This window comes from Streptomyces sp. NPDC057445 (assembly GCF_042802855.1).
Taxonomy (GTDB): domain Bacteria; phylum Actinomycetota; class Actinomycetes; order Streptomycetales; family Streptomycetaceae; genus Streptomyces.
The window spans coordinates 45,981-66,085 of record NZ_JBHVDH010000008.1 but is presented as its reverse complement, the minus strand read 5'-3'; the positions used below and the strand labels follow the sequence as shown (position 1 = coordinate 66,085).

General features: G+C 71.5%; 17 protein-coding genes. 9 read left to right on the top strand and 8 right to left on the bottom strand.

The features are described from left to right. The first annotated feature begins 143 nt into the window (after nt 1-143). Nucleotides 144-1,475 carry a hemolysin family protein gene (locus ACFU5O_RS19100; protein ID WP_384241823.1) on the top strand — a complete coding sequence of 444 codons (1,332 nt, stop codon included), beginning with the start codon at nt 144-146 and terminating at the stop codon, nt 1,473-1,475. Further along, a complete protein-coding gene (locus ACFU5O_RS19095; RefSeq protein WP_384241821.1) occupies nt 1,472-2,590 on the top strand; it encodes a hemolysin family protein in 1,119 nt (372 codons plus the stop codon). Before ACFU5O_RS19100 ends, ACFU5O_RS19095 begins: the two co-directional genes overlap by 4 nt. A 96-nt stretch (nt 2,591-2,686) precedes the next feature. Here ACFU5O_RS19095 and ACFU5O_RS19090 read toward each other — a convergent pair whose 3' ends face one another. The 3 genes from ACFU5O_RS19090 to ACFU5O_RS19080 all read right to left on the bottom strand — a co-directional run bounded on the left by ACFU5O_RS19090 (nt 2,687) and on the right by ACFU5O_RS19080 (nt 6,782). Beyond that, the gene (locus ACFU5O_RS19090) at nt 2,687-4,591 is read right to left on the bottom strand and encodes an AAA family ATPase (protein WP_384241818.1); all 1,905 of its coding nucleotides are present in this window, start codon (nt 4,589-4,591) and stop codon (nt 2,687-2,689) included. Between the two features lie 360 nt (nt 4,592-4,951). Beyond that, nucleotides 4,952-5,596 carry a uridine kinase gene (locus ACFU5O_RS19085; protein ID WP_384241815.1) on the bottom strand — a complete coding sequence of 215 codons (645 nt, stop codon included), beginning with the start codon at nt 5,594-5,596 and terminating at the stop codon, nt 4,952-4,954. A 208-nt stretch (nt 5,597-5,804) separates the two neighbouring features. Next, on the bottom strand, nt 5,805-6,782 hold the full coding sequence (locus ACFU5O_RS19080) for an alpha/beta fold hydrolase (RefSeq protein ID WP_384241812.1): 978 nt from the start codon (nt 6,780-6,782) through the stop codon (nt 5,805-5,807). A 781-nt stretch (nt 6,783-7,563) separates the two neighbouring features. Here ACFU5O_RS19080 and ACFU5O_RS19075 point away from each other — a divergent pair. The 3 genes from ACFU5O_RS19075 to ACFU5O_RS19065 all read left to right on the top strand — a co-directional run bounded on the left by ACFU5O_RS19075 (nt 7,564) and on the right by ACFU5O_RS19065 (nt 10,712). After that, on the top strand, nt 7,564-8,931 hold the full coding sequence (locus tag ACFU5O_RS19075; protein ID WP_384241810.1) for a peptidase C39 family protein: 1,368 nt from the start codon (nt 7,564-7,566) through the stop codon (nt 8,929-8,931). A 151-nt stretch (nt 8,932-9,082) separates the two neighbouring features. Then, nucleotides 9,083-9,223 carry an SCO1431 family membrane protein gene (locus ACFU5O_RS19070; protein ID WP_384241807.1) on the top strand — a complete coding sequence of 47 codons (141 nt, stop codon included), beginning with the start codon at nt 9,083-9,085 and terminating at the stop codon, nt 9,221-9,223. A 316-nt stretch (nt 9,224-9,539) separates the two neighbouring features. Further along, complete coding sequence (locus ACFU5O_RS19065) at nt 9,540-10,712, top strand: acyl-CoA dehydrogenase family protein (protein WP_384241805.1); 1,173 nt, start codon at nt 9,540-9,542, stop codon at nt 10,710-10,712. Nucleotides 10,713-11,500: 788 nt separating this feature from the next. Here ACFU5O_RS19065 and ACFU5O_RS19060 read toward each other — a convergent pair. Further along, nucleotides 11,501-11,905, bottom strand: coding sequence for a hypothetical protein (locus ACFU5O_RS19060; protein WP_384241803.1), 405 nt, complete (start codon nt 11,903-11,905; stop codon nt 11,501-11,503). Nucleotides 11,906-12,129: 224 nt separating this feature from the next. On the opposite strand from ACFU5O_RS19060, the gene ACFU5O_RS19055 reads away from it, so the two are divergent. From ACFU5O_RS19055 to fxsA, 4 genes are all read left to right on the top strand, one after another. Beyond that, a complete protein-coding gene (locus ACFU5O_RS19055; RefSeq protein WP_384241800.1) occupies nt 12,130-12,570 on the top strand; it encodes an Lrp/AsnC family transcriptional regulator in 441 nt (146 codons plus the stop codon). Between the two features lie 10 nt (nt 12,571-12,580). Continuing rightward, nucleotides 12,581-14,203: an amidohydrolase gene (locus ACFU5O_RS19050; RefSeq protein ID WP_384241798.1), complete on the top strand. Its 1,623-nt coding sequence runs from the start codon at nt 12,581-12,583 to the stop codon at nt 14,201-14,203. A gap of 577 nt (nt 14,204-14,780) precedes the next feature. Next, complete coding sequence (locus ACFU5O_RS19045; protein ID WP_384241796.1) at nt 14,781-15,566, top strand: polyprenol monophosphomannose synthase; 786 nt, start codon at nt 14,781-14,783, stop codon at nt 15,564-15,566. A gap of 91 nt (nt 15,567-15,657) precedes the next feature. After that, nucleotides 15,658-16,245, top strand: a complete 588-nt coding sequence (gene fxsA / locus ACFU5O_RS19040) for an FxsA family membrane protein (protein ID WP_384241794.1) — start codon at nt 15,658-15,660, stop codon at nt 16,243-16,245. 292 nt (nt 16,246-16,537) lie between these two features. On the opposite strand, the gene ACFU5O_RS19035 is transcribed toward fxsA, so the two are convergent. The 4 genes from ACFU5O_RS19035 to ACFU5O_RS19020 all read right to left on the bottom strand — a co-directional run bounded on the left by ACFU5O_RS19035 (nt 16,538) and on the right by ACFU5O_RS19020 (nt 20,052). Continuing rightward, a complete protein-coding gene (locus ACFU5O_RS19035) occupies nt 16,538-16,912 on the bottom strand; it encodes an RNA polymerase-binding protein RbpA (protein WP_003959706.1) in 375 nt (124 codons plus the stop codon). 268 nt (nt 16,913-17,180) lie between these two features. Further along, the gene (locus tag ACFU5O_RS19030) at nt 17,181-18,548 is read right to left on the bottom strand and encodes an MFS transporter (protein ID WP_384241792.1); all 1,368 of its coding nucleotides are present in this window, start codon (nt 18,546-18,548) and stop codon (nt 17,181-17,183) included. Nucleotides 18,549-18,601: 53 nt separating this feature from the next. Further along, a complete protein-coding gene (locus tag ACFU5O_RS19025) occupies nt 18,602-19,375 on the bottom strand; it encodes a glycerophosphodiester phosphodiesterase (RefSeq protein ID WP_384241790.1) in 774 nt (257 codons plus the stop codon). After that, complete coding sequence (locus ACFU5O_RS19020) at nt 19,372-20,052, bottom strand: YitT family protein (protein WP_384241787.1); 681 nt, start codon at nt 20,050-20,052, stop codon at nt 19,372-19,374. Before ACFU5O_RS19020 ends, ACFU5O_RS19025 begins: the two co-directional genes overlap by 4 nt. Nucleotides 20,053-20,105: the final 53 nt, after the last annotated feature.

Here is a 20,105-nt window from a genome sequence, read left to right as displayed (position 1 = left end):
GGAGGCGCCGAGTGCGCCTCCGCCTCACACCCGCGTGGCCGACCGTGGCCCGTGAGGCAACTTCGACCCGAGGAGTGACTCCCTCCGGCAATGGACGGATCGTCCGGTAGTACCTGCGCCGCCCCCTCCCACGAGGCGGCGGCATGATCATCCCGCTACTGCTGCTCTGCGCGGCATTCCTTCTCATCCTTGCGAACGGCTTCTTCGTGGCCGCCGAGTTCGGCCTCGTCACGGTGGAGCGCGCGGATGCCGAGCGCGCCGCCGCCGAGGGCGACCGCCGCGCCCGGGGTGTCGTACGAGCCCTGCGCGAGCTGTCGTTCCAGCTGTCCGGCACCCAGCTCGGCATCACCATCACCTCCCTCGTCGTCGGCATGCTCGCCGAGCCCGCGCTCGCCCAGCTGCTCGACATGCCGCTCACCGCGGTGGGGATACCCGAGGGGGCCGTACCCGGCGTCGCGGTCGTGATCGGCATGCTGTTCGCCTCCGCCGTCCAGATGGTGATCGGCGAGCTCGTTCCCAAGAACTGGGCGGTCTCCCGGCCGCTGCAGGTCGCCCGCTTCGTGGCCGGCCCGCAGCACATCTTCTCTTCGGCACTCCGGCCCGTGATCGCGCTGCTCAACGCGGTCGCCAACCGGCTCGTACGAGCGTTCGGCGTCGAACCCGCCGACGAGCTGGCATCCGCCCGCACTCCCGGCGAGCTGGTGTCCCTCGCCCGCCATTCCGCCCGCGCCGGTGCGCTGGAGCAGGACACGGCCGATCTCTTCGTGCGGACCCTCTCGCTGGGCCATCTCACGGCCCAGCATGTGATGACCCCGCGGGTGAAGATGAGCGCCCTGCAGTCCGACGCGACCGCGGCGGACGTCCTCAATCTCACCCGGGCCACCGGCCTCTCCCGGTTCCCGGTCTACCGGGACCGCATCGACGAGATCGTCGGCATGGTCCATCTGAAGAACGCGCTCGCCGTCCAGGCGCACGAACGGCTGCGTACCCCGGTCGGCCGTATCGCCGTCCCCCCGCTGCTGGTGCCCGAGACCCTGCCGGTCCAACAGCTGCTGGAGCGGCTGCGCAGTGAGCAGCCGATCGCCGTCGTCGTCGACGAGTACGGTGGCACGGCCGGGGTCGTGACCCTCGAGGACATCGTCGAGGAGCTCGTCGGCGAGGTCCGTGACGAGCACGACGCCGAGGGCGACGGGCGGCCCGAGCTCGCCCCGGTCGCGCCCGAGGAGGGCCATCCGGCGTGGGAGGCCGACGGCGGCTGCCGCGTCCTCACGCTGCGGCGGATAGGCCTCGACGTGCCCGACGGGCCATACGAGACCGTCGCCGGGCTGGTCGCCGACCTGCTCGGCCGCATCCCTGCCCCTGGTGACAGGGCGGAGCTGCCCGGCTGGCGGCTGTCCGTGCGGCAGGTGGACCGGTACCGGGCGGAACGGGTGAGACTGGTACGCACCGCGGATGTGCCGGAGGGCGCCCGATGAGTGTTCTCCAACTGCTCTTCGCGCTGCTGCTCGTGCTGGCCAACGGATTCTTCGTCGGCGCCGAGTTCGCGCTGGTGTCCGTGCGGCGCAGCCAGATCGAACCGCTCGCGGCGGGCGGCTCCTCGCGGGCCCGGCAGGTGCTCCACGGGCTGGAGAACCTGCCGCAGATGATGGCCGCCGCACAGTTCGGCATCACTGTGTGCTCCCTGACGCTCGGCGCGGTCGCGGAGCCCACCGTGGCGCATCTGCTGGAGCCGGTCTTCCACGCCGTCCATGTCCCCGAGGCCCTGATCCATCCCCTCGGCTATGTCATCGCCCTCGCCGTCGTGGTCTTCCTGCACCTCGTCATCGGCGAGATGCTGCCGAAGAACCTGGCCATGGCGGCCCCGGAGAAGACCGCGCTCTGGCTCAGTCCGGCGCTGGTGGGATTCGCCCGGCTGTGCCGTCCGGTGACGTTGGGGCTCGGGGCGTGCGCGCGGCTCGTGCTGAAGCTGTTCCGTGTCGAGCCGAAGGACGAGGTGGAGGCGGTCTTCACCAGCGACCAGCTGGGCCAGCTGGTCGAGGACGCCGGCCAGGCTGGTCTTCTCGGCCCGGAGGAACAGGAGCGTCTGGAGGACGCCCTGGAGCTGGGCAGCCGCCCGGTGTCCGACGTCCTCATCGCCAGGTCGGCCCTGGTGACCGTGCCGCCCTCTGTGACTCCCCGGCAGATCGAGGAGCTGACGGTACGCACGGGCTACTCACGCTTCCCGGTCCGCGGCGAGGGCGTCGGCCCGTTCATGGGCTACCTCCACGTCAAGGACGTGCTCGACCTGGAGGACGACGGGCGTGCAGTCCCCCAGCACGTCTGGCGTCCCATGGCCACCCTCCGGGCGGAGCTGCCGCTGGACGACGCCCTGACCGTGATGCGGCGGGCGGCCACCCATCTTGCGCAGGTCGCGGACGCGTCGGGGCGGGTGCTCGGACTCGTCGCCCTGGAGGACGTCCTCGAGACGCTGGTCGGTGAGGTACGCGACCCGTCACACCGTACGATTCCCGCGCCGTTCGCCGCCCCGGCCCGTCCGGCGTTCGAGGACGGCCCCAAGGGCCCGCGCACGCCGAGCCCGTCCGGCGTCTGAAGCGGACCCGACAAGTCCGGTGAACGTGGGCGGCCCTCCGGAGCTCTCCGGAGCTCTTCGGGGCCGCCCACGCCCCGTCGCGACGGGGCCACCGCGTCACGCGGTCGGGTCCTGCGGGCCGCGGTCCACCGGCCCGCGGCCCGACAGGACCTCGCCGTAGGCCTGCATCAGATCGGCCAGCCGCAGCGTCGCCAGATCCTCGCGGGTCGGGGTGACGCCGTAGCCCGAGAGCCGCAGATCGCGGTACGCGCAGCTCTTCTCGTACAGGGTCCGCAGGAAGCGGCCGTTGCCGAGTTCGTCGATCCAGTTCTGGTCCACGACATGGCCGCTGATCGAGCGCAGTTCGTCCAGGGCCTCCTCGTCCCACACATCGCCGTTGGTCGCGGCGAGCACCTCGCCGATCGCGGTCAGCTCCAGCGGCCGGTACGAGGGGAAGTCCACCCGGGTGGTGAACCGGGAGGACAGCCCCGGGTTGGCGGCGAGCAGCCGGTCCATGCCCTCGGGATAGCCCGCGAGGATGACCACCAGGTGGTCCCGGTTGTCCTCGGCGCGCTTCAGCAGCACCTGCAGGGCCTCGTCGCCGTACGCGTCGCCCTTGCTGTAGCCCGTGTTCGAAAGGGAGTACGCCTCGTCCACGAAGAGGACCCCGCCGAGCGCAGAGTCGATCAGCTCGTTGGCCTTCACCGCCGTCTGGCCGAGGAACTCGCCGACCAGGTCGGAGCGCTGCGCCTCGACGAGATGGTCGCCTCCGAGCAGCCCGAGGGCGTAGAAGACCCGGCCGAGTATGCGAGCCACAGTCGTCTTGCCGGTGCCGGAGGGGCCCGAGAAGACGAAATGACGTTTCGGTGGCTGCACCGGCAGCCCCTGGGCGGCCCGCAGCCGGGCCATGTTCAGCTGTGCGGAAAGCGCCTTGACCTGCCGCTTCACCGGTTCCAGGCCGACCATCCGCTCCAGTTCGGCCAGTGCCTCTGCGAGCAGGACCGGGTCCGTGAGGCTCTCCGGGAACCGGGGCGGGGACGGCTGGGACGGTACGGCCGCCTTCTCCCGGGCACCGTCGGCCGGGGTGCCCGCCGCCGTACCGGCGCCGTACGGGGCCTGCAGGTCGCTGCCGAACCGCGGTTCGGCAGCGGGCGGTGGCTCCGGATCGCCCTGCTGTGCGTCGACGGCGTCCTGGCCGAAGCCCGCGCCCGCCAGCGAGACCGCGGCGAGCCCGGCGGGCTCGTCGGCCCCGTCCATCCCGTCGTAGTCGGCGATCGCCGCGAGCCGCGCCGCGGTGTCCATGAACGCGGGATCGACCCGGTGCACCGCCCGGTACAGCGGCAGCGCCCCCGCGCTTCGCCCGGTGCCCTCATAGGCGCGCGCAAGCCAGTAGCGCAGTTCCTTGCGCTGCGGCTGCTCGCTGCGGCAGCGCATCAGCGCCGCGGACAGGAACGGCTCGGCCTGCCCGTACATCTCCAGTCGCACCCGGGCCATGCCGCCGAAGAGGCCGGCCTCGATGCCGAGCAAGGGATCGTTGACGAGCGGTTCGGTGTGCCGTACGAGCTGCTCCCAGTCCTTGACCAGATAGGCGCGGCACGCGTGGAGGAAACGGACCTGCGGATCCGCGTCGACGGGCGGCAGCCCGGCGAGGGCCCGGTCCAGCTCCGGCACATGACGGCCGTCCAGCCAGTGGGAGGCGTGCGCGAGCAGGAGGTCACGCGGGCTCTCGAGAACCGGCTGGACCCACCAGCCGAGCCAGTACCAGGAGTTCAGCGTGCGCCGGTGACGGGCCCGCTGCTCGCCGAAGCGCTCACGGTTGCGGTACATCCGCAGGAGCGCCGTCGTGGTGTCCACGCGCAGTGCGTGCAGTCCGAGCCAGCCGTCCGCCATCGCGGGATCCAGCCTTACCGCGGCCCTGAACTCCTCTTCCGCCTGCGGGTACGCGCCCATCGTGTAGGCGTCCACGCCGCGCACCCAGGCGAGGTCGGCCGGCGCCGGCGCGCCGTGCGTGCCGATGTCCATCGGGTCCCCCACATACCGTGCCCCCGTGCCCTCCCGCCGGGCGGGCGCCCGTCGGAGCGTGCTGAACCACCTTGTCGCGGACGGGAATTGACCGCACCGAGGTGCATCGTACCTGCGCAGGAGGCGGGTGATGAGGGGCGGCGCGAACGTCCCGCAGACGGTGACCCAGGGTGAGCACTGGGTGGAGGTGACGGCGCCGGAGAGGGGGATGCGGACCGAACGAAGCCCCCGATCACGGGGGAACAACCGGGGGCCTCGCGCTCGGGCGGCTTCGAAAAGCCGCACATTGAGAACGTAAGACCACGATGGCCCTTGGGTCAAGCGGAGTTGAGGCACTCGCCCGGGCCGATTTCCGACTGCTCAGTACGGTGGCGAAAGGTGATCACGCTCCGTAAGGAAATGACTCGCCCCCGCTGTCTCTCCAGGTCCCGGCAGCCATTCGTAGCGCTCATGCCACTCCCGTACCAGGGTGTCCGCGTAGGGGCGCGAAGGGTCGTCCGCGAAATGGCGAGTCTCCGCCGCGGTCCACTCGTCCCAGAATTCCGAGAGCGCGGGACCGTCGCGGCGGCGACCGCGCGCCCATGACTCCTGAGGGCCGCGGTCCATCCAGAGCAGCCGGGCGAGATGGGGACGCAGCGCCCGGCGGCCCGCCCCGACCCCCTCGACGAGGACGACAGGCGCGGGCGCCAGCGGGCGCGGGGGGCCGAAGCGGCGCAGGTTCCAGTCGTACGGGTCGTAGGACGAGCTCTGGCCCCGCGACAGCGGACCGATGACCTGCTCCAGCAACCGGCCGGTCCACCCGAAGAGTTCGTCGTGCGTGGCGAGATCGTCCAGATGGAGCACCGGAGCCCCGCCGAGCGCCTCGGCGAGCCGCCCGGCGAACGTGCTCTTGCCGGAGCCCGCGTGTCCGTCGATCGCGATCAGCCGGACCGGACCGCAGGACGGCGGCAGCGCGCGCAGTCCAGCGGCCGCACGGTCGGGATCGAGGGGGACGACGGGGCTCATAGGGGCCACCCTAAGCGCCCGGCCCGGCGACCCGGCGCGGACCGCCGCAGGTCAGACCCACTCCCTGCGTCCGGGACATCCCGTACGGCAGCCAGGGAGGCCGGGCGGAGTCCATGCCTCGACGGACATGACCCAACCGGCCGCGGAACCGGGCTGTCGACGGGATCTCGCGCCGCGCGTGATGACGCGCCGTGTCCTGTGGTCCGCTTCAGGAGGGCAGGGACGCGAGCCACTCGGTCAGGAGCCGGTTCGTCTCTGCGGGGCGCTCCTGCTGGATCCAGTGGCCGCAGCCGTCGAGGATGTGGGAGGAGAGCAGGCCCGGCAGGGTGGTGGGGTACGCCGAGATCGCGTCGGCCAGCCAGATGGTGGAGGCGTCCAGGCCGCCCCCGATGAACAGGGAGGGCTGGGTGACGGGTGCGCCGTCGAGGTCGGCCAGGTCTTCCCAGTCCCGGTCCATGTTCCGGTAGCGCTTGAGCGCCCCGCTCATGCCGGTCCGTTCGAACTCGCCGGCGTAGACATCGAGGTCTCTCTCGCCGAGCCAGGCGGGCCGACGGGCGGGGAACCGGGCCCGTAGCGTCCCGTTCCTGCCGACGAAGTGCGGGTCGGGTGCGTCGGGTCCGGGCATGGTGTCGCCCGACAGGGCGGCGTAGAAGCCCGCGAGCCAGCCGCGTACGTCAGGCTCGATCTCGGCCTCGGCACGGCCCTGCTCCTGGAAGTAGGAGACGTAGAACTCCTCGTCGCCGCCCGTCCGCCCGAAGATCTCACTGGGCCTCTGTCCGCTCCGAGGGGCGTAGGGAACGCCGAGCAGCCCCACCGCGCGGAAGACGTCCGGCCTGACCAGGGCGGAGTTGGCGGCGATGGTGGAGCCCCAGTCGTGGCCGACGATCACCGCGGACCGCTCACCCAGGGCGTGCACCACCGCGACGTTGTCCTCGACCAGCTCCAGCATTCGGTACGCGGCCGCATCCTCGGGCCTGGAGGAGCGCCCGTAGCCACGGACGTCGACGGCAGCCGCGCGGTACCCGGCCGCGGCCAGTACCGGCAGCTGATGACGCCAGGAGTACCAGGACTCCGGGAATCCGTGCACGAGCAGGACCAGCGGCCCGGTGCCCTGCTCCACCAGGTGGATCCGGCCGGCGGGCGAGGGGACCGACCGGTGGGTGACGCCCGTGGACGGGTGTGACATGAATCCTCCTGGACTCTCGATCTGCTGTGCACCAGGGACCGGTACCGGCCCGGCCTTCGACGGCTGGACGCCGATCATGCGGAGCGCGGTGCGGGCAGAGCGAGATTTGTTGCCGTCCTGGCAAACCCGCTCCGGTCACGCTTCCGCGTCCGTGCTCCTCACCCGCGGCGGGAGCAGAGCGGCCGGACAACTGCTTCGCCGCGCGCGTCGTCCCCGACGGGACGGGCGGCCGGCCTTCGCGGATCCGGCGCGGGCGTCCCGCCCCCGACGCCGTGGCTCCGGAGGGCGTTCGGGCGGCCGGACGAGCCGAGGAGGACATCGGCCGCCGATCGGAAGGCCGGCGCCTTCCCGCGTCCGGACCCGGACGACGGCGGCACCGTTTCCGCCTGCCGCCGACAACGGGCTCCGCGTAAGAGGCCCGGAGGACGCCGGCGCAGGTGGCGCATCCCGAGTTCCGCGGGCAGGAGGGCGCCGTCCACGGGACGGCTCCGGGCCGTCCCCGGGCCGTCCCCGGGCCCTCTCCGGGGCCGACGACACGTCAGCCGCCCGTCCGGTCGGACACAGGCTCGGCGCCGGTCTCGTCCCGGTGTTCCTCCGCCCTCGCCTTCCATGGCCGAGACCAATATTGGTCAGGCGGACACGGTGCGATTCGCTGGCAGAAGCCCTGCAGGAACCGGGATAGTTGCCCTCTGCGATCCCCCCACCGCCGCGCCCCGCACGCGCCCACCGTGCGCGCCCGGGGCGCATCCCGAGTCTGTCGTGCCCCGAGACGGAGAACCCCATGACCAGACCCGCTTCGCGCAGAACCGTGCTCACCGCCGCACTCGCCGCAGCGGCCGGAGCCGGCGCGGTGTCCCCGGCCCCGCCCGCGTCCGCGGCGACCACCCTCTCCCAGGCACCGGCGGCGGCATCCCCGCTGGTCGACAACCGCTTCTGGGCCTCGTACGACGACTGGAAGGGGGGCAGCCACTCGGGCACCCGGGCCGTCCCCGGCGTCCGCCCCGGCCTGGTCGTCGGCGCCCCCGCGGGCCGTACCGACTACACCGACCCCCACACCGGGAAGAAGGCCGTCTGGGAGTACGCCGTCTGGACCTCGCCCGTCCACCGTCCAGCCGTCCCGGCGACCGAGGTCATCGCCTCGTGGAACGCTCGCACCCCGGCCGGCACCTGGGTGCAGGTCCAGCTGTCGGGCGTCTACTCGGACGGAAAGGCGACCCCCTGGTTCGTCATGGGCCGCTGGACCTCCGGCGACGGGGACAGCGACATCTGCCGTACCTCCGTCGACGGCCAGACCGACGGCAGAAGCACCATCTGGACCGATACGTTCTCCGTGGACGATCCGGCCGGCGGGCTGCGGCTCACCTCCTACCGGCTGCGGCTCACCCTCTGCCGCAGGCCGGGCAGCGGACTCACCCCGACCGTGTGGCGGACGGGGGCGATGGCGTCCGACATCCCGGACCGGTTCACCGTGCCCGCCTCCGTACCGGGACCCGCCCGCGAGCTGATCGTGCCGCGCTACTCGCAGAACACGCACGTAGGCCAGTACCCGGAGTACGACAACGGCGGCGAGGCCTGGTGCAGCCCCACCTCCTCGCAGATGATCATCGAGTACTGGGGGCGGAGACCGAACGCGGGTGATCTCGCCTGGGTCGACCCGGACTTCGCCGATCCGCAGATCTGCCACGCGGCCCGGTACACCTACGACCACCGGTACAAGGGCTGCGGCAACTGGCCCTTCAACGCCGCCTACGCGGCCACGTACCGCGGGATGAACGCCGTCGTGACCCGCCTGCGCTCGCTCCGGGAGCTGGAGGCGCTCGTACGGACCGGAATCCCCGCCATGACGTCGCAGTCCTTCCTCAAGGAGGAGCTGACCGGCGCCGGGTACGGGACCTCCGGCCATCTGATGACGGTCATCGGGTTCACCCCCGCCGGCGATGTGATCGCGAACGATCCGGCCTCGCCGACCAACGAGGCCGTCCGCCGGGTCTACCGGCGCCGCGAGTGGGAGAACATCTGGCTCCGTACCAAGCGGTACAACGCCGGCGGGAAAGTGGTGTCCGGCACAGGGGGCGTCTGCTACCTGTACTGGCCCGAGAACCCCGCACCGGCGCAGCGCAAGGCTCTCGCGGTCCTCGGCATCCACTGACGGTCAGGCGCCCGTCCGTGGGCCGTGACCGGTGTCACTGCCCACGGCCGGTGCGAGTGGCACTGTGGTCGGTGCACTCCCCCACGACCTGAGGGCGTGGTGGGACCCCCACGGGGACGTCCATGACCACGACAACACCGAGCGAGAATCCATGACCGCGACCACCGCAGCCGCCACCCGGACCCGGACCGGAGGCCCCGACGACAACGGCCCCAAGATCGTCGAACACATCGTGGGCTGGGTCCTCGTCGTCGTCTTCGCGATGCTCGTCACCCAGGCCGGACTCATGTGAATCCGGGGGCGCCGGCCCCTCCCGCGGTCGCGCCGCTGTGGCTCCGGGCCCGTCCAGGCGACGGCGGACCGGATCATCGCGGCCGTAGGGGCCCACTGCCTCCCCGGCGCCCGATGCCGCCGCGAGGAAGCGCACGGCGTGATTCCACCCCGTGACGGACGCGCGCCGATCGGGCATACTCAACCCGCCACAGCCGCTGGTCAGCCACTTCCGTGATCCGGGAGGGCAGCATCGGCGCTTGAGGTGACATCCGGCGGCGCCGTCCTACCCTTCGCGCGCGACCGCCGCAGCGCCCGACAAGGAGGAGAGCGCCGCAATGCCCGACCGCGCCCCGCAACCGGTGGACCGGAACCTGCCCACCGAGGAATCCAGGGACCTGATCGCCCTGGTCCGAGACATCGTCCAGCGGGAGATCGCACCCCGCGCGGCCGAGGAGGAGGACGCGGGCCACTTCCCGCGCGACAACTTCTCGCTGCTCTCCGAGTCCGGCCTGCTCGGCCTGCCGTACGACTCCGAGTACGGAGGCGGCGACCAGCCCTACGAGGTCTACCTCCAGGTCCTCGAGGAGCTCGCTGCCGCGCGCCTCACCGTCGGGCTCGGCGTCAGCGTCCACTCCCTGGCCTGCCATGCACTGGCCAACTACGGCACCAAGGAGCAGCGGACCGAGCATCTCCCGGCGATGCTCGGCGGAGGCCTTCTCGGCGCCTACTGCCTCTCGGAGCCGTCCTCCGGTTCGGACGCCGCCTCGCTGCGCACGAAGGCCGTGCGCGACGGGGACGACTGGGTCATCACGGGCACGAAGGCCTGGATCACCCATGGCGGAGTCGCCGACTTCTACACCGTCCTCGCCCGCACGGGCACCGATGGGGCCCGTGGCATCACGGCGTTCCTGGTGCCGGGTGACTCCGAGGGGCTGAGTGCCGCGGCACCCGAGAAGAAGATGGGCATGAAGGGCTCGCCGACCGCCCAGCTGCACTTCGACGGCGTCCGCGTTCCCGACTCCCGTCGCATCGGCGAGGAGGGCCAGGGCTTCGCGATCGCGCTGTCGGCGCTGGACTCCGGGCGCCTCGGCATCGCGGCATGCGCCATCGGTGTCGCCCAGGCGGCGCTGGACGAAGCCGTCTCCTACGCCACGGGCCGGCAGCAGTTCGGCCGGCCCATCGCGGACTTCCAGGGACTGCGCTTCATGCTCGCCGACATGGCGACGAAGGTGGAGGCCGGTCGCTCGCTGTACCTGGCGGCCGCACGGCTGCGGGACGCGGGCAGGCCTTTCTCGCAGCAGGCGGCGATGGCCAAGCTGTTCTGCACGGATGTGGCGATGCAGGTGACCACCGACGCGGTGCAGGTCCTCGGCGGATACGGCTACACCGCCGACTTCCCGGTCGAGCGGCTCATGCGCGAGGCCAAGGTGCTGCAGATCGTCGAGGGCACCAATCAGATCCAGCGCATGGTCATCGCCCGTCACCTTGCGGGGCCAGAGTCCCGCTGACCCACCCGGTCCGCCGGGTCCATGCCGGCGCCGCCGTGAGCCTGTTCCATTCCTGGTCACGGCGGCCCGGCAGGGTCTTGCCCGCGCTTGCCCAGTTGCGCAGCAGATCGCGGTAGATGGGCGGGTCCGCCGATCGCGGAACCGATTCTTCTTGGCGTGGCGTCGTCAACCGCCGACGGCCCGGGCCGCCTGTGGGGTACTGCGGGGTCATGCCCGTCAAAACGCCTGGCGGGCGCCCGGGGTCACCGCCGCGTCGATCCGCGCGCCAGTTCGTGGTGTACCCGTGGGGGACGCCGTGGGCTCCTCGGGCCTTTGCGACCTCGCGGTTTCGCGTGCCGGCGCCAGGGCGGGTGGTTACCCCGGCCCCGGCCGTCGACGTGATGCTGACATGCCGTCAAGTTCCTTGCCGGGCGGTCCGGTCGGCGGCGCAGGCCCGCGGTGGCGACGGGAACCCGGCCCGTACCCCCGTAAAGGCCGGGCCTCACCGACGAGTTCCGCGCGGAGGGCCCCATGGCCCGGTCGCGGCCGCACTTCTGACGACCACGCGGCTGAACTCACCGGCCGCGCGCCTCGCGGTACGGAAGGCGGCGTGGCACGGAAGGCAGCGCGGTACGGAAGGCGGCGCGGCACGCCGTCATGTCGGCCCGCGTGGCCGGACGCCAGGTGTGCTTCGAGGTGGTGAAAGTGTGCCGGGAGAACCGGACTTGACGATCCTGCACCAGGGCGGCACCGCCGCCGTGGTGCAGGGCGCGTAGCGGGGCACGTGCGAGAAGCTGCCTCGGCAGAGGTCAGGCGGCCCGCCGCATCCCGGGCACCTTCAGGGGGCGCGAGCCGGGGCCTCCGGCGTGCGAGAAGGGCTGTGTGCGCCAGTCGAGTCCCTGAGGGAGCGTCAACAGGAGGGCGGTGTCCTGCTCCTGGACCTCCCGTGACTCGTCGGCGGGGCGTGCGTCCCCGGCAGGCCGGCCGGTGCCGGCGCAGACCGACAGCACGAACGGATTCCAGGGCGTCGGGCAGAGCGCGTGCTCCGGCAGTTCCTCCTCGTCGGCGAGCAGCGCGATCGGTTGCGCGCAGTCCGGGCAGATCACCCGGTACATCTCGAACGTGTCATAAGTGTCTCGCTCGTCGTCCTCGTGGGACACGAACGAATCAACAGGCTCCGGTTCGGTACGTCCGGTGCGCTTCACACTCTGCATGGAGAATCTCCCCCTCGGGTGGGCCGCAGGCTCTTGCGGTCTCGACCACACCAAGCACTTCCCCCCGGGCTCCCGGGGTAACCGCGAGCTCCCGATGGACACGGTCACAAACCTGTGGTGTTCGTCACACGCCTGTCGCAGGTGCCCGGCCACGCCCCTTACGGCCCTCTTTCCGGCCGCGGCCGACTGTGCCGGAAGCGACCTGGGGCAATAGGTTGATCCGCATGGAGGAGCTGGATCGTCAGATCGTCGAGTTGCTCGTCAAGGACGGGCGCATGAGCTACACCGACCTGGGCAAGGCCACCGGCCTGTCCACCTCGGCGGTGCATCAGCGCGTCCGACGGCTCGAGCAGCGTGGGGTCATCCGCGGGTACGCCGCCGTCGTGGACCCGGAGGAGGTCGGACTGCCGCTCACGGCGTTCATCTCGGTGAAACCCTTCGACCCGAGCGCCCCCGACGACATCGCCGAGCGGCTCGCCGGAGTGCCCGAGATCGAGGCCTGTCACAGTGTGGCGGGGGAGGAGAACTACATCCTCAAGGTCAGGGTCGGAACCCCGCTGGAGCTGGAGGACCTGCTGGGCCAGATCCGCTCGCTGGCCGGCGTGTCCACACGTACCACCGTGGTGCTCTCCACGCCGTACGAGGCACGGCCGCCGCGAATCTAGGCTGTTCCCCATGAGTGAGAGTGTGCCCCCGGCCGACCACCGCACCGTGCTGCTGCGCGGCGGTGACGTACACAGCCCCGCCGACCCGTTCGCCACCGCCATGGTCGTGGAGCGCGGGCATATCGCCTGGGTGGGATCCGAGGGGGCGGCGGACGCCTTCGCCTCCGGTGTCGACGAGGTCGTCGACCTCGAAGGAGCGCTGGTCACTCCCGCGTTCGTCGACGCACATGTGCACACCACGGCGACGGGGCTCGCGCTCACCGGGCTCGACCTCTCCGGCGCGGCCTCACTCGCCGAGGCAGCGGCCCGGGTCCGGGCGTACGCGGCAGCCAGGCCCGCGGACCGCATCCTCGTCGGACACGGTTGGGACGCCTCCCGCTGGCCCGAGCAACGGCCCTTCCGCCGGGACGAACTCGACGAGCTGACCGGCGGACGGCCTCTGTATCTCACGCGTATCGACGTCCATTCGGCCCTCGTGACGACAGCGCTGCTCGACCTGGTGCCAGGCGCCCGCAGCATGCGGGGCTTCCGCGACGGCGAGCCGCTCACCGGGGACGCTCACCACGCCGTGCGAGCCGCCGCGTACGCCGCCGTTTCGTCCGGGCAGCGGTCCGAGGCCCAGCGCGCCGCGCTCCGGCACGCCGCGTCGCTCGGCATCGGCACCGTCCATGAGTGCGCGGGCCCCGACATCTCGTCCGAGGACGACTTCACCGGCCTGCTCAAGACCGCCATGGAGGAGCCCGGCCCGCGTGTCGTGGGGTACTGGGCCGACACCGACGTGGAACGGGCGCGCGCCCTCGGCGCCGTCGGCGCCGCCGGGGACCTCTTCGCCGACGGCTCACTCGGTTCGCACACGGCCTGTCTCCACGAGCCCTACGCCGACGCCGCGCACTCAGGTGTCGCGCACCTCGACGCGGCAGCCGTCGCCGCCCATGTCTCGGCGTGCACCGAGGCCGGGATCCAGGCCGGTTTCCACGCGATCGGCGACCACGCGATCAGCAACGTCGTCGAGGGCATGCGCGCGGCCGCTTCCGCCCTGGGTCTCGCTCGCGTCCGGGCCGCCCGACACCGCGTCGAGCACGCCGAGATGCTCACCCCGGAGACCGTCGCCGCCTTCGCCGAGTACGGACTGACCGCATCCGTGCAGCCCGCCTTCGACGCGGCCTGGGGCGGCGACACAGGCATGTACGCCCAGCGCCTGGGCATCGAGCGGGCACGGACCCTCAACCCGTATGCCGCGCTGCTGCGCGCCGGGGTCCCGCTGGCCTTCGGCTCCGACAGCCCGGTGACTCCGCTCGACCCCTGGGGCACCGTACGCGCAGCCGCCTTCCACCGGACTCCGGAGCACCGGATCTCCGTACGCGCGGCGTTCACCGCCCACACCCGGGGCGGCTGGCGGGCGACCGGACGGGACGACGCCGGCACGCTGGTGCCGGGAGCACCCGCCGACTACGCGGTCTGGCGCACGGACGAACTCGTCGTCCAGGCCCCTGACGACCGGGTCGCCCGCTGGTCGACCGACCCCCGCTCAGGCACCCCTGGCCTGCCCGATCTCACCCCGGGCAGGGCGCTCCCGGAGTGCCTGCGAACCGTGGTGTCCGGGCAAACGGTCCATGTGAGACCGAACGAGTGACATCAAGGGATTTCGCACCGTCGATCGACGCGCCGACGGCTCGGTTCGCGACCTGCGGATCTTCGTCGCTGACCAGCCCGTTCGACCAATCGCCGCAGATCGCACGACTGTTGACAGAATGCCGCAGGGGGCCGGTAGGTTCGGCCGAGTCCACCACAGGACATCCGACCGGTCGAACCTCCACGCAGTCGTCGAACGCCGCTGGGTCATGGGGTGGTGTGCCGCACCGGCCCACCACCACTGGGAGCCAGGTTCAGCGCCCGCGCCTCGGGGGCGAGGGAAGGCTTCGGCCGGTGGGGGTCCCCCCTGCTCCGCAGGAGCTCGGGGGAAGGTGCGACCCGGGTGGGGCCCGGCGTTCAGTAGACAACGGCACTCGGTCGACCCGCAGCCGGCGGGTTCCAGGCCGGCCCGAAGGACGCCGGGCCCTGACCCGTCCCCGGCCCCTCCGATCGCAGGCCGGGGCCCCTGTACCGCCCCTGTTTCGCCGCCCCCCTCGCGCTACCGGTCCGTGCCGTCGTGGCTACGCCACCGGCGGTCGCTATGGTGGGTCCCTGCGTACGGACGTTAAGGGGCAGCAGTGAACGACGGTGGTCAAAGGCGGTACGGCCCGCTCGGCAGAGCCTTGGTGATCATCCCGACCTACAACGAGGCGGAGAACATCGGGCCGATCGTCTCCCGGGTGCGCGCCGCCGTGCCGGAGGCGGACATCCTGGTCGCCGACGACAACAGCCCCGACGGGACGGGCAAGATCGCCGACGAGCTCGCGGCCGACGACGCCCAGGTCCATGTGCTGCACCGCAAGGGCAAGGAAGGGCTCGGCGCCGCGTATCTCGCGGGCTTCCGCTGGGGCATGGAACAGGGCTACGGCGTTCTCGTCGAGATGGACGCCGACGGCTCCCACCAGCCGGAGGAGCTGCCCCGGCTGCTCACCGCGCTCAAGGGCGCCGATCTCGTGCTCGGCTCCCGCTGGGTGCCCGGCGGGCGCGTGGTCAACTGGCCCAAGTCCCGTGAGTTCCTCTCCAGGGGCGGCAGCACCTACTCGCGTCTGCTGCTCGGAGTCCCGATCCGCGACGTCACCGGCGGCTTCCGGGCCTTCCGCAAGGAGACGCTCGAAGGGCTGGGCCTGGACGACGTCGCCTCGCAGGGCTACTGCTTCCAGGTCGACCTCGCCCGCCGTGCGGTCGAGGCCGGCCATCACGTCGTCGAGGTGCCCATCACCTTCGTCGAGCGCGAGATCGGCGACTCCAAGATGAGCCGCGACATCGTCGTGGAGGCCCTGTGGCGGGTCACGGCCTGGGGTGTCGGCGCGAGGGCGAACCGCATCCTCGGCCGAAAGCCGTCCACCCCGTCCAAGCCGTCCTGAACCGTTCCTGGTCCCGCCCGGAACCGCCGCCGGGTCCTTCCTGATCCGGCCCTTACGCCACACCGGCGGCCACCCAGGCACACTGGGGAGCATGACGACCGGCGCAACGACTCCGACCGCCCGCAGGCGCTCGCCCGCCCGTACCCTCCTTCCCCTCGGCGTCGCCGTATGGCTGGTGCTGGAGATCTGGCTGCTGACTGTCGTGGCCACAGCGGCAGGAGGACTCACGGTCCTGGCCCTGCTCGTGGCCGGCGCGTTGCTCGGCGGCGTGGTCATCAAGCGGGCCGGCCGGCGCGCCTTCCGCAATCTCACCGAGACCCTTCAGCGGCAGCAGTCGGGCGTCCCGCCCACGGCAGCGGCGGGGGAACGGCCGACGGGCAGTGGCAACGGCTTTCTGATGCTCGGCGGTCTGCTGCTGATGCTGCCCGGGCTGATCTCCGACGCGGCGGGTCTGCTGCTCCTCGTTCCGCCGGCCCGTGCCGCTCTGGGGCGTTACACGGAGAAGTCCCTGGAGCGCCGGATGCGGCAGGTCGCTCCCGGATCCCTCGGGGATGCCTTCCAGCAGGCCCGCATTCACCGCCCGGACGGAAAGGTCGTGCAGGGTGAGGTCATCCGCGAGGAGACGGCGCCCACGCCTCCCCGCCACGACGACGACCCACGCCGTCGCCTGACCCCGTAGGGCCGGTGCACCAGGGCCGGCGCGCCACGACCTGCCCCCACCCCAGGACCGCACCCGGCCGGGTCCGCGGCAGACACCGACGCCGACGCCGACGGACCCGCGCCACGCGACCGGGACCTCCGCGCCACGCGACCGGGACCTCCGACAGCCGGTCACGGCACGGCACATCGGGCATTGCCCGCGGAAAACGATGCCCGGAAAACGGAGAAAGAGCCGCGGGCTGCTGCACACATGGTGTGCAGCAGCCCGCGGCTCTTCGCTCTGTTATCTGTTATGTGCGGTGGGTGCGTCGTCAGGCGGACTTCCGGCTGTCGCGCGGGTGCACCGCGATGTTCATCGCTCCGGAGCGCAGGACCGCCAGCCGCTCGGCCAGGACCTCCTCGAGCTCCTCTCGAGTACGCCGCTCCATCAGCATGTCCCAGTGCGTACGCGCGGGCTTGCCCTTCTTCTCCTCGGGGCCATCCCCGTCCACCAGGAGTGCCTGGGCGCCGCACGCCTTGCACTCCCACTCCGGCGGAATCTCCGCCTCTACCGAGAACGGCATCTCAAAACGATGTCCGTTCTGGCATGCGTACTCCACCGCCTGGCGCGGGGCCAGATCGATGCCGCGGTCGGTCTCGTAGCTGGTCACCACGAGGCGCGTGCCGCGAAGAGCTCGCTCACTCATGAATCGTGCCTCCCGGGCTTGTCGCCCACAGGACAGGTGTCGCTGTCGTCGTCATCCGGTCAACGTCCGGTCGGCGGTAAAGATTCCCGATGCGGGTCATGCGTCGTCGCCCGTCGTGCCGCTGCTTTTCCAGAATTGAGGTACCCACCAGTGCCCGGTTTGTCACATCTGGCAGAAAGTGTCACCCAGCGTTCTGATGATTTCAGCGCGCAGTAACGGTCCGCCTGGCAGGCCAAAGGCGTACACTACCGGCCTTTCACTTCAACGTCTAAATCCGTTCCGGTACAGGGTTCCCCGCAGCCGCCACCGCACGCCTCACCGGCACCCTTGCGAGCAGCACGAATCCAAGCCCGAAGAAGATCACCAAAGAGATGATCGAATCCCGGTAGCTGCCCGTGAGCTGGAAGGTCAGGCCGAAGACCAGAGGCCCCAGCCAGCTCAGACCGCGGTCGCTCATCTCGTAGGCCGAGAAGTACTCGGCCTCCTTGCCGCGCGGCACGAGGTGGGAGAACAGCGACCGTGACAGTGCCTGGCTGCCGCCCAGAACGAGCCCGATCGCGGCGGCAAGTGCGTAGAACCACACCGGTGTGCGGGCCGGCAGGAAGTACCCGGCCGCGAGGATGAGCGCCCAGACCGCGAGCGAACCGAGGATCGTGCGCTTCGCGCCGTACGCCCTGGCGAGGCGCCCCATGGCCAGCGCCCCCGCCACCGCCAGCACCTGCACCACCAGTACCGCCGTGATCAGGGTCGTCTGGTCCAGGTCCAGCTCCTCCGATCCGTAGACCGACGCCTGCGAAATCACCGTCTGCACCCCGTCGTTGTAGACGAGGTACGCCAGCAGGAACGACAGGGTCAGCGGATACCGGCGCATGTCCCGCAGCGTCGCGACGAGCTGCCGCCAGCCCGCCCCGACCGCGCCCTCGGCCGGACGGTGCGCTTCACCGGCCGCGAGCCGGCGGTCGCGCAGCCGCCGCAGGGGCACCAGCGTGAAGGCGCCCCACCACACTCCCGCGGAGGCGAGACAGATGCGCACCGCTTCGCCCTCGGTCAGCCCGAAGGACTCATGACCGCTGTACAGCACCAGATCGAGCACGAGGACGAGCGCGCCCGACGTGTAGCCGAAGGCCCAGCCGCGCGAGGACACCGTGTCCCGCTCCGCGGGCTCGGCGATCTGCGGGAGATACGCGTTGTAGAGAGCCATCGACACCGACAGCGACGTGTTCGCGACGATCAGGAGGAGAGCGCCCAGCAGATAGCGGTCGCCGTCCAGGAAGAACATCCCCGCCGTGGCCGTCGCACCCAGATACGCAGAGGCGGCGAGCAGCGGTTTCTTCCTCCCGGTGCGGTCCGCGACGGCGCCCGTCAGCGGCATCACCAGCACCGCGAGCAGCACCGAGACGGAGACCGAGTAGGCGAAGACCGAACCGGCCCGTACCGGGATGCCGAGCGGGTGGACGAAGCCCTCCGCATCCGCCGCGGCCTTCGCGACCGCCGTCAGATAGGGGCCCAGGAAGACCGTGAGCACGCTCGTCGAATAGACGGAGCAGGCGAAATCGTAGAAGTACCAGCCACGTTGCTCGCGACGGCGGTCGCCGTCGTCCGTACCGGCGGTCCGGTCCGCCGTCTCAGCGGTCACGCCGCGCCCCCTCGATCGTGCTCATGGGTGAGACGTGTCACCGGCCGGACCGCTCAGACCCAGATTCCCCGGTCGGTCAGCACGGTGCGCAGCGTCTCCAGATGATCGGTCATGATGCCATCCACTCCCAGGTCCAGGAGCGCGGCCATCCGATCCGCGTCGTTGACGGTCCATACATGGACCTGCAGCCCCCGGGCGTGGGCCTCCCGGACGAAGCGGCGGTCCACGACCCTGATGCCACCCTGCGACTCGGGGACCTGCGCGCAGACGGCGCCCGCGCGAAGCGCAGCCGGTATCCCCAGGGAGCGCAGTCGCAGTCCCAGGACCCCGCGCACACCGTACGAGGTCGCCAGCCGCGGGCCCGCGAGCCGGTGCGCCCGGGACACCCGGCTCTCCGAGAAGGAACCGACGCAGATCCGGTCCCAGGCCTCCGTCCGCCCCACCAGGTCGACCAGGGGCTCCAGAGCGCCTTCTGCCTTGATGTCCACGTTCCAGCGGGCCTCTGGGAACTCGTCCAGGAGGTCCTCGAAGAGGGGCAGTGGCTCCTTGCCCGCCACCCGGGCCCTGCTCACCTCGCTCCACGGCAGGTCCGAGATCCGGCCGCGCGCGTCCGTGACCCGGTCCAGCGTCGAGTCGTGGAACGCGACGAGCTTTCCGTCGGCGGTCGTGTGGACATCCGTCTCGAAGTAGCGGTACCCGGTCGCCGCGGCGCGGCGGAACGCGGTGGCCGTGTTCTCCAGCCCGTCGGCCGTCCCGCCGCGGTGCGCGAACGGGATGAGTGCGGGGTGGTCGAGATAGGGGTGCCTGGGGAGCGGTACGCGAGTCACCTGGGAAGTATCGCGCGTTCGGGTGACGACTTGGCGACCACCGTGCTTCCGACTTCCGCAGCCGGGATGGCGAACACGCGCAGGAACAGCTGGGCGAGCGGGCCGATGGCCAGGGCGTACGCCACCGTGCCGACGCCGACCGAGCCGCCGAGGACGAAGCCGGTGGCCACGACCGCGACCTCGAGGGCGGTGCGGACCAGGCGGATCGAGCGGCCGGTGAGCCGGTGCAGGCCCGTCATCAGGCCGTCGCGCGGGCCGGGGCCGAAACGGGCGGAGATGTAGAGGCCGGTCGCCGCGCCGTTGAGGACGATCCCGGCGATCATCACCGGGATCTGGCCGGCGAGACCGTGCACATCGGGCACGACCGCGAGAGTGCCGTCCATCGCGACCCCGATGACGAAGACGTTGGACACGGTGCCGAGGCCCGGCTTCTGGCGGATCGGGATCCACAGGAGCAGCACGGCTGCCCCGACGATGATCGAGACGACGCCGATGGTCAGCCCGGTCCGCTCGGCCAGGCCCTGGTGCAGCACACCCCACGGCTCGAGGCCGAGGCCGCCGCGGACCAGGAGGGCGGAGCTCGCTCCGTACAGCGCCAGACCCGCGTAGAGCTGCAGCAGCCGGCGGGTGAGGTGCGTGCCCCTGAGCGAGTCCCGGAGGCCGGAGGTGTTGGACAAGTTACTGCCCCCCAGTGGTGTGAGTGGACTGATGCATGACACTCTGTGGCGGG